Here is a 963-nt window from a genome sequence, read left to right as displayed (position 1 = left end):
AGCAACTGGCGTAACTGGAGTTACTGGGGTCACAGGACCAACAGGTCTAACAGGTCCAACAGGAGCGACTGGAGTAACTGGTGCAACTGGTGCAACTGGAGCGACTGGAGTAACAGGAGCAACTGGATCTACTGGAGCGACTGGATCTACTGGAGCGACTGGATCTACTGGATCTACTGGAGCAACTGGATCTACTGGAGCCACTGGAGCCACTGGAGCCACTGGTGTAACTGGTGTAACTGGAGCAACTGGCGTAACTGGTGCAACTGGAGCAACTGGCGTAACTGGAGCAACTGGCGTAACTGGTGCAACTGGAGCAACTGGCGTAACTGGTGCAACTGGAGCAACTGGCGTAACTGGTGCAACTGGAGCAACTGGCGTAACTGGTGCAACTGGAGCAACTGGTGTAACTGGCGCAACTGGAGTTACTGGTGTCACAGGACCAACAGGTCCAACAGGAGCGACTGGAGTAACTGGTGCAACAGGAGCCACTGGCGTAACTGGAGTAACTGGTGTAACCGGAGCAACAGGTGTAACTGGCGTAACTGGAGCAACTGGTGTAACCGGAGCAACAGGTGTAACTGGAGCAACAGGTGTAACTGGTGCAACAGGAGTCACTGGAGCGACTGGAGCAACAGGAGCCACTGGTGTAACTGGTGCAACTGGTGTGACTGGAGCGACTGGAGCGACTGGAGCGACTGGAGTAACAGGAGCAACTGGATCTACTGGAGCCACTGGTGTAACTGGAGCCACAGGAGTAACTGGTGCAACTGGCGTAACCGGATCTACCGGAGCAACAGGAGCAACAGGAGTAACTGGAGCAACAGGAGTAACTGGAGCAACTGGCGTAACTGGAGCGACTGGAGCCACTGGTGTAACTGGTGTAACTGGAGCAACTGGCGTAACTGGTGCAACTGGAGCAACTGGCGTAACTGGAGTCACAGGAGTAACTGGTGCAACTGG

1 protein-coding gene is annotated in these 963 nt (G+C 54.8%); it reads left to right on the top strand.

Annotated elements, in window-relative coordinates; translation table 11 throughout:
- On the top strand, positions 1 to 963 hold a 963-nt coding region (locus tag E2R51_RS19585; protein ID WP_205703366.1), incomplete at both ends, for a hypothetical protein.

This window comes from Jeotgalibacillus sp. S-D1 (assembly GCF_004358665.1).
GTDB lineage: Bacteria > Bacillota > Bacilli > Bacillales > Jeotgalibacillaceae > Jeotgalibacillus.
Note: the sequence above shows the minus strand (reverse complement) of the source record. Positions and strands in the feature narration are given on the sequence as shown.